This window comes from Candidatus Margulisiibacteriota bacterium (assembly GCA_003242895.1).
Taxonomy (GTDB): Bacteria; Margulisbacteria; Riflemargulisbacteria; order GWF2-39-127; family GWF2-39-127; genus GWF2-39-127.
Window position 1 is genome coordinate 24,307 of record QKMY01000012.1, and the last position, 10,127, is coordinate 34,433.

The 10,127-nt window shown below is 38.5% G+C and carries 2 protein-coding genes; both read right to left on the reverse strand.

From position 1 onward, the window contains the following. Positions 1-27: 27 nt before the first annotated feature. Entirely contained in the window at positions 28-408 is a 381-nt protein-coding gene (locus DKM50_01135) for a hypothetical protein (GenBank protein PZM83876.1), read from the reverse strand. Between the two features lie 282 nt (positions 409-690). Continuing rightward, the coding region (locus DKM50_01140; GenBank protein ID PZM83877.1) for a hypothetical protein at positions 691-10,127 on the reverse strand (9,437 nt) is incomplete at its 5' end.

Genomic DNA, 10,127 nt, shown 5'->3' on the forward strand with positions numbered 1-10,127 from the left:
TGGCCCCCAAAATGGCAATTTATTTTTTTACGATTTCAACCAGATAAGCGCTGCATCTGTTGATTTAAATGATTTAATGTCGTCTTTCATCCCTGCCATAGTGAAAATAAAATCCAGTATAATATCTGTAACAGAATTATTGCCGATTAAAGCAACTTTTGACTTGATATGTGCTATCGGCTTAAGTGCCTTTATAATAATATCTCTGCTTTCGGTCGAAAATACTGCGCCAATTGGAAAATGAGAGAAATTTATCAGAGTATTCGGCCGGTATTTCGGATCATCAAGGATTGGATAATAATAAGATTTAATTTCCAGGCAAAAATCGTTAACAATTTCCCCGGAATAATCTTTTGCAAACTGTATATAAAGAATTCCATCATTACCTAACGTTATTATTTTTCCCATAATTCACCATTGATCCTATACTTATTTAAGTACTAACAAATAGTATAACACATATAACCAGGACAAGAATCCATGGATTATTGCCCACAAAACAGATTTGTTAAGTGACCAGGAAATTACCATGGCTAAAGCTGTTCCGAAACTTACTCCGTGTGAGATAACAGTCTTATTCATATAGTAAACTCCTATAAAGAACTGACAGTCCCTATCCTTAACGAATAAACCGCAACACAGGTATATCTAGGCATACATCGAGCAGCGATTAAAGAAAAACACTTTAACCTAATGAATGACTCCGATTATCCACGGCAAAGCGATGTAACCCGTAGCTTCTATGCCAACCGGATTGATATACATTATATAACCGCCCTTACCTACTTTCTTGCCATTATCATTAGTTCCATCCCAAGTTATTTTATTGGTGCCTTTTTGCCCCCCGTTACTGCCGGCATTATATTCTTTCTCCGATACCACATGCCCCAGTGCATCAAATATCTTTATAGTCACAGTAATATCTTTACTCAAGAAGTAAGTAATTGTAGTAAGCTTCTGTCTGGAATCAAAAGGATTAGGATAGTTGCTTATTTTCGATATTAATTCTCCCGGATAAGAAGTATTAGTCGGATCCGATACAAGATCGAAATCAGAAGGATTATCAGCATTATTTATTGCCCTTATCTTATAATAATACGTTGAATTCTTTTCTCTATCAGTTAGTTGTAATATAGATTTATTCCCGGTAACTATTGCCACATTAATCCATTTCGGTTCAAAACCAGTACTCTGCCAGACTTCATGACATTTAATCCCGGATTCTTCATCAAGATATGGATTCCAGTCAAGCGCATGAGATACTACGGCGTTATTGCTTGAACCTTCCGAAACAGATGAATATACATGTATTTTTTTATCTGAAGCTGATTTTGGCGGTGTAAGATCGACTTCGAAAGGTACAGAAGATACCTCGCTCTCAAAACTTTCCGAGTTCTGCTCGTTAATAGCTTTTACCGAATAATAATATTTCTGCTTATGCTGCAAATTAACTCCGGATATGTTATACGTAGAGCTTATTGAACTGGATTTAAGGCTCTTAGACTTGACAGAATGAGCTGACAATACCTGCGTATCAACCTCAGACCATGGCATAACATCATCCAAGCCCGGAGCAGATCCGATTGCCTGTAATATCCTGGAAATTACTCCGTCAGGGACAAACGTCTTAACTTCACGGATAAGGGATGAAGGATCAGCAACAAAATAATTTCCGGACACTTTCGGTTTCTCAGGTTGTCGTCTATCAATAATATCCCATACATGGGTCTGAAACGGCAAATTAGCTGAAGCAATATAAGAATCATAATCTATAACAAAATCATTAATACCTAAACTACATCCGAAACTGTTTCCAATACGGGCTTCGTTACCTAGCGATACTAATATCAGATAATTCCTGGTAACTACGTCTACTGCAATTGGCGTGATAAAATTGATAGTTACTGCCGTCTCAGACACATACCCGTCAGTATGCCCGACTAGCACATCAGAAGTAACATCATAAAGATCATTCCGATTAACATCCCGATATATTGATATTGTCATTTTATCGTAGACATTGCTGGTCCCTGAAATATGTAATGCAAGAGAATTAATTGTTCTGCTTTCGGAATCAAGGGAAATTGCCAGCTTGGCAATCAGGTTCATATCTGTCCCGGGGTATACAGCCGAATTAATCAGTTCTTCAGCTTTGACTTTAATTTCCGAGTTATATCGGTTCAATGTGTTAGTTTCACTTTCGTAAGGAAAGTTAAAATCTACGGTAATATTGGGGCTATTTATTATAAAAGAAGAAGGATCTGGAATAACCAGTTGCATAGTACTGTTAACCGAAGCATAGCGATCAAAATCGAGAGCAATAAAATAGACTCTGCCTTCCAGAAATTCCGAAGAAATCTCCTGAACAGTCCTTAGTTCCAGGTATACGGTATTTCCCGATACAAAAATATACTCCCCGCTGGAAATCAATTCATCGGAATTAACATCGAATCTGGAATTTTCAGCATCAGAGTCCCCATTATCTTTATATATCTTAATGTTTTTAATATCCTTTTCCTTAATACTGCCATCCAGTTTAAAACTTAAAGCACGCCATACAATAAGATTCTTATCTGATCTCAATCTGACAGCGCCTGCTAAAACATCTTTGTTATTCTGTCTGGCACAAGGAATTATATACTTACATGATTGCATCAACAACTTGTTAGGAGCCTCTTTAATAGTAATAAAACCTGTTTGTACCGGAAACAACGCGCTTTCTACAATATTGCCCGAATTAACAGAAAAATATGCTCCGTTAGGAATAAGTAACCTGAAGGACTGATTAGGTACAGCCCTGTCTTTTGTATACGCTGCTATTACATATTTATTTCCGGAAACATCAACTTTCTCAGTTGACAAAAAGGTTATACTGGCAACCAATAAATTAGCTGTAGTTCTCACAAATATATCCGTGCCTGAACTGATCAATACGGCATTTTCAAGTGGCGAGTTAATATTGGGGCCGGCCCTATAGACTTTGACTGCTTCAATATTTGAGGCCAGCACATTTCCTGTAAGAACAACCTGGACACCATACCAACTCAGGATATTACTGCTTGCTCTGGCATCAAGGGTTATAATAGCGGGACCTGTATCACCCGTATAGATTATCTTAGGTGAAGTATCAATTACACCGCTAACAATTAGAACCTTACCTTGAACCTCTTCTGGAACTACACCGGTCCCACCACCACCACCGCCGTCACCATCGCCGGTTCCGTCGCCACCACTGCTACCACCGGACCCGATCGGTTTTTTATCGGTATTCAAATTCGATGCATTATCGGTAATCGATATAGCGAATTCCAAATAACTTTTAGTAACTACCAGGTCTATGTTAAAAGTACCAACCCAGACAAAATCTCCAGCCCGGCTCAAAGTAACCGGCATCATATTAACCGAAGTACCATACATAAGGTTCGGTGTTATTCGAAGAGCGTAATCTTCATTTAATACACTCAGGGTTATCGGCACATCACCGGTTAAATCATCTTTAAAATACAGTATTGATCCTTTCGGAGGTATATTATCAAAAACTACATTCCAGGAAACAACTCCAGGATTAATATTCCCCAATTTATCCTTTGTCCATAGATAGACCGTCTTATTTCCACTGATTATATTTTTAAAGGTATAAAAAACCGGCTGATAATTTGCCCATCGATAATCATTAACTGCCGGTTTTTTTGAAACGACCTCTGAGATCATCCAAGCCACAGAATCCTCGTCAGAGAGATAATCAACCAGAACAGTACTATCATTTATGAATTCGTCATCTTCCGTATCCTGATCTCTTAAGGCAAATACCGAATTATTATGAGTCGTATCGATGTTAAAGGTTACAACTCCAGCACTTAGAGTACTTGAAATATTCCCGACAGAATCCTCCACAACAATGTTAAAGGTAGCAATCCCGTCACCGGATATGTTATTTCCGGTAACTCTAAAACTTCCCTGCCAATTATACATATCTATTGGAATTAGGTTATTAATTGCAATAACCGTGCCCAACGACGTAATCACGGAAACCTGAGGTGTAACAAAAACCTTTTCGGATACCGCAATATTAACGGATACAGGACCGGATGGGACATCAGGATACGGGCTCATGGAAATAACTGCCATCGCTCCGGTATTATCCAGCATAATCGAACTGCTTACAGCTATCGGACAAAGATTTAAGGCATTATCACGTGTCCATAGATATAATTTTTTGGTCCCGTCACCGGCACTGGTAATATTAAACGTAACAGGACAAACACCTCTTTGCGCCCACAGTGGATTATTCGGCGTCGGTTGGGATGTCTGATCTTCGCTAAGCAGCCAGTACTGTACATCCGGGTCTGAAACTATATCTATACTAACAAGTCTCTCATCGGTTATTTCTGTCCTTCCTACATTTCGATCTCGTATAATAAATAAAGACGGTGCAGGCGGAGCTATCGTATCAATATTAATAGTTGCTATACTTCCAGAGCCAAGTACAGTAGTAACAATCCCGGCATTGTCAGTCACTCTTGTATAAATTGATGCAATACCATTATGTAAATTACCTGCTATATTTACCTGCCCTGCCCAACTATTGCCATTCTTTCGGGTAAAAGTTGTGTGAACTTCATTTGTATTACCTGATGTCAAAATATATACGTCAGGCGTAATTTCCAATGATTCCGACACATTAACAGTTACGAATAGATCTCCACTGCTTACATATGGATATTTAGACATTTCGATGATCGAAATTGATGCAGCGGTATTGTCAATTCTAAGAGCTACGACATTAATTGTGCTATACGTATTACTTACCATGTCCTTAGCCATCACATTTATTACCGCTGAACCGTCAAAGGTGCTCTTTACAGGATAATTATAGATAAAAGAGTTTCCCGATACCTTAACAAACACGGCATCACTTGTCGCTATCCCCGGCTCTTTTACAGATACGCTCGTAGTAACAATACCGTTAATATCAGACGCATTGAATGAAATGGTAACAACAGAACCGACGTGAGCAACATATTTATCAGCAAAAACAGAACTGGCATCAACAGTCGGAACAGTATTATCAATAATAAATGATTTGACCTCCATATTGGAAGTATTCCCCAAATTATCCACTACAAATATTCCTAATGTTGCAGTTGCATCAACTAACGAAGCCGCTGTAACCTGCCATTGTGCTGTTTCTTGGTCCCAAATATCAGGAGAAATATTGTTACCCCTGCCTAAACATGTCAGGTCCGCATGAATTCCATTTATTGAAACACCACTGCCGTTTACGATATTCGCTGTAATCAAGACATAATCCCCGGACCTGACATACCCGTAAACGCCTGTATTCTGATTATAAATATTGATCTCGGCTACCATCGGCATATCATTATTCGCATAAAGGACATTATTCGCAGTCAAGACAGTCGTATTTCCTGCAATATCTGTAATATTGGCAGTAATATTTACTGTGCCGGATTCATCACCGGATATCTTATAATTAAAATAATATATGTCGCCAACCTTATTAATATATGGCGCGATTATCTCATTATAACCAGGCTCCCGAACAAGTATCGAGGCTGTAGATATCATTACATTGTCAGTACTTCCCAATGAAAAAGTTACTAACCCTCTATTCGTTTGTCTTTGAGGAGTGACAGAGAAAGTTGTCACCACAGGACAATCATTATCAATAATGAGGGTCGTGTTATTGATAGTTGTCGAGATATTCCCTGCCTTATCTGTAACTGTTATGTTCATAGTGACAAGTCCGGACTGCGAATTACCAACTAAATATGAATACCTGTAATAATTACCATCATAAATAGGGTTAAACTGGAAAGTGCTATGAATTGTCCGTGCTACGAATTCAGCAGCAGTCGGGATACCGGACTGAGGAACAATCCATAATGAGGTAGTTACAATTCTTGGCACACTATCCACAGTTCTATCAACCGCATTAAAAGTTATAAATAGTTGATCCCCTGCTTTTGCAACAGCCTTTGATATTTCTATAGTATTAGGATTGAAATTGATCATCGGCAAAGTTCGATCAAGTAATATGGTTTTCTTGAATGTAACACTATTTAAATTCCCGGCCCGGTCCTTTATCCAAAGATAAATATTTTTTTCTCCATCACTGGCAGATATCGAAACCGTGCCCGGAACAGATCCTAATAACTCATTTGAATTCTCACTTACAGGGGTTAATTGGTCTTCCTTAACTAACCAGGCAACAACATCAGCATCCGTACTGATATTTACACTGATAACAAGATCATTACACCATTGTTCGGATTTACTGTCCTTATCGGTAAGTGTAAAATTACCGGAAGGAGCAGTCCTGTCTACCGTAATGTATTTATCAATAATTGAAGAAATATTGTTAGCCCGATCTTTTACCCACAGGCTAATCCTTCTAGTGGTGTCTCCCATATCCGAAAGATCAATCCCCGCTGGCTGCAAAGACTGCCATCCTACCGTATTGTATTGCGGAGCGGCTCCGGCGTTTTCTTTGAGGAACCAGGCTACGACATCAGAATCAAAGGTAGCTGCCAAGCTAATCTGTAACGAGTTGGTGAAGTCCATTGAATAACTTGTAGAGTCATATAGTGTATAAGCGGATATACTAGGAATAATTGTATCGATATTAAATGTTGATCTCCCGGCATCTACAGAATTATTTACATTTTCAGCATTGTCAGTCGCACAGACTGAGAATACCGCGACCCCATTATTCATCTCAGGAACAATAACAAAGCTACCCTGCCATTGAGTACGGTCAGAATTCACAGTATCGATATTTATGGTAATCCCGGTGCTGCCGGATGGAATCATCTGCAATGACGGTGTTGAGATAAGAGGTTCGTTTGTAGTTAAGAATACCGAAACCGGTCCGGCTTTCATATCACTCATATTAGGCACTGTGCTTATCGCAGTTTGAGGTTTGGAAGGATCATAATTAATCGTAACCGATGTTAAGTTAAAGTTAACATTTCCCAAATTATCTTTAACCCATATGTATATAGTATTGATCCCTTCACCACTACTAACCTGCATAGTACGTCCACTTACCAAATCATCGAAATCAATCCAGGATGATGGCGGTGCTGCTTGAGCATCCATACGTTGAGTAGTAATCTGATCGATTAAATATTTTGACCCGGAAACAAGATTAGAAATTGATACCTTCACCCATCCATCTTTTGTTTTAATATATTTATACAGAGGATCTTTTTGATTCAGACCTTGTATATTTACTACCGGATTAGGAGGCGCAGAGGTGTCTACCGTAAACTTCTTATTATCTATGAAACGAGGATTCCCAGCAAGATCGGTAATTAGCAAATTCCAGGTAACCACACCATTAGTAACGTTCTGTGAAGTTAACAAGAAAGAACCTGTCCAGTTCAAGCCGCTTCCACTAAGAATTACAGGCAGATAAGTATTAGGAGATACGTTTAAGTTCAAAGATGGAACAGAATCAACAGCTTCACTAAGTGAGAGCACTATAGAATGATTTCCATAACTTACATTAGTATCCACTAAACTAAAAGTAGCAGACGGTGGAACAGTATCCAATATGATACTTGTCTTGGCAGGGCCATTATTAACATTGCCCATATTATTCTTAATCCACATCCACACATCATGCTGACCTTCTGCATTATTAATGGCAAACGTAGTAATAGGATTAGTATTAAAACGACTATCATCAACAAGCGGTTTTACTGCAGTCCCGCCAGCCGGGACCTCTTCAAAAAACCATACTGATACGTTAGCTGTTGACGAACTGATATTAATACTTACCACTGTAGAATTAGAGTAAGCCGTATTTCTAGAATCCAAATCTGACAAATTAAATACCGGGTCTGCAGGAATACTTGTTTGAATATTAAAAGTAGTAACTCCAAGATTATGTGTTGCCAAATTACCGGCAACATCAAGAAAAGCAACATTCCATTTCGCGGTACCATCACCGGTCTGGGTAGTTACACTAAATGTTGCCGCCCATTGTCTATTAGAGCCGGTGAGATTAAGAGTAACTGGAGCATTTCCGGAAGGAGTGAAGCTCAATACAGGAGCTATTTGTAAGGTTTCCGACAAATCAATCGTTACTCTAACTTCTTTACCTGCCGGTACATCAGGACACAAACTCATCGATACCAAACCTATTGGTGGTGTATTATCCAGTTTAATAGTCTTATAAATCGAACTTGGATTAATATTTCCTACATGGTCCATTACCCAGACATAAACGGTTTTATCATCGTTCATTGCCGACAAGTTAATTGTTACAGGCTTAGTGCTATAACTGGCAAACTGAGATTTTTCAGGTTTTATTGCCCAGCCTTCTTCAACAATCCAGGCAACGATATCCGGATCATTAGTGATGTTAACTGAAATAATCCGTTGATTCGTATAAACTCCCGATCCACTATCAAAGTCGTATATATTCATAGAAGGATTGTTAATAGATGTATCAATATTAAAGGTAGTAAAACCTGAAGAAATCTGTGTTCCTATATTACCAGCATTATCCGTTGCCCTATAAGAAATATAAGCAATTCCTCCCGGCGTGCTATTATTAATATGAAAATCAGCAGTCCAATTCGGATAGTTCCCTTTAACCGCAGGGTAATAATTTATCAGGTCAGATGTTCTTATAACAATTTGAGGAGTAGTTGTTATTTCCGACAAGGCCAACGTCACTGTTAATAAACCAGAAACAGCTTCGGAACTGACACTATTCGATGGTGCAATTGACACATGACCAGTCGGAAACACATTATCATAATTAATTGTGGCTGTTATCTGTTGTTCATTTATATTACCAGCATCATCTTTTACCCATAAATAAACTGTTTTAATATCCGGGATATCAACAGGGAATGTATAAGAAAGCGGTTTAGTATATACCCATCCGGAATCTTGAGACAAAGGCGCAGTGGTCCTGGTCTCTGATAACATCCAGGCAGCAATATCATTATTATCAGCCATTTGAACATTAACAGTACGAGAATTAGCATTTATTGTAGAGGCTGAATTCAAATCACTAAGTACGAGCTTAGGAGCTACCGGATGGATTGTATCAATATTGAACGTTGAGGCACCAAGGAGGGAAGTTCCCACATTCATGGCGTTATCAGTGATCTTTATACTAAAAGCAGCAATTCCATCTACATTAAGGCAACTAATGTTAAATGTAGCAAACCAGACAAAATTCTCTGCTTTCATAAGTTTTAATTCGGTTACATTATTAGTTATTGTATAAGTTAAATGGGGTGTAACAAGAATATCATAGTCTTCATTAATTATATTTACGGTAACTATAACGTCTCCTGTTGGCAGAGAAGGATACGGTCTCATAGAAATTGACGCCGCCGGCAGCTTATTGTCATAGGCGATACTTCTTGTAACAGCCATCTCACTTATATTTCCTAGCCCATTTTTAGTCCATAAATATATAGTTTTAATTTCGCTAGTATTATTTTTAAATATATAATACACCGGTCGAATATTTTCCCACCCAGGATTACTGGCATTTGGTCGAGTAGCCTGTGTCTCAGAAAGTATCCAGGCAACCGAATCGGTATCATTGGAATACTGAACCAATATTTTTTGATCATTTGTATAATCCATTGCAAATGTATCTTGATCATATAGATTAAATTCAACTAGCCCCATATTCTTGCTTATTACAAAACTATTTGTATAAGGATTATTATTATAGATAATACTCTTAACGGTTGTTGATATATGGCCTAAATTATCCTCCACTGTCACTCCGTAGTAAGCAGGGCCATCAGATATCACCGTGGTTACATCAAAAACACCCAGATAGAGGTTCCCTATCCTGGCGGTTAAGGTAATTGGTACCTGCGCTTTGCCATAAGGCTTATACCAGACACTCGGAGTTGATGCTATACCGCTTTCAACATCCGTGATGTTCACAGTAATTATCACAGTGCCTGTAGGCACGGCAGATGGGTTCTTATTCATTTCAATACTCACACTAGGTGCCAGGTTATCATAAATGATACTAGTATTGGCGCTACTGATATTCAATGCCCGGTCTATTGTCCAGACATACAGATTATGCGTTCCCTGGACATCGGTTAAGGTATATG

Excerpts from the sequence above, each read along its gene's own strand:
- DKM50_01135 (PZM83876.1), bottom strand. The coding sequence starts at position 408 with ATGGGAAAAATAATAACGTTAGGTAATGATGGAATTCTTTATATACAG.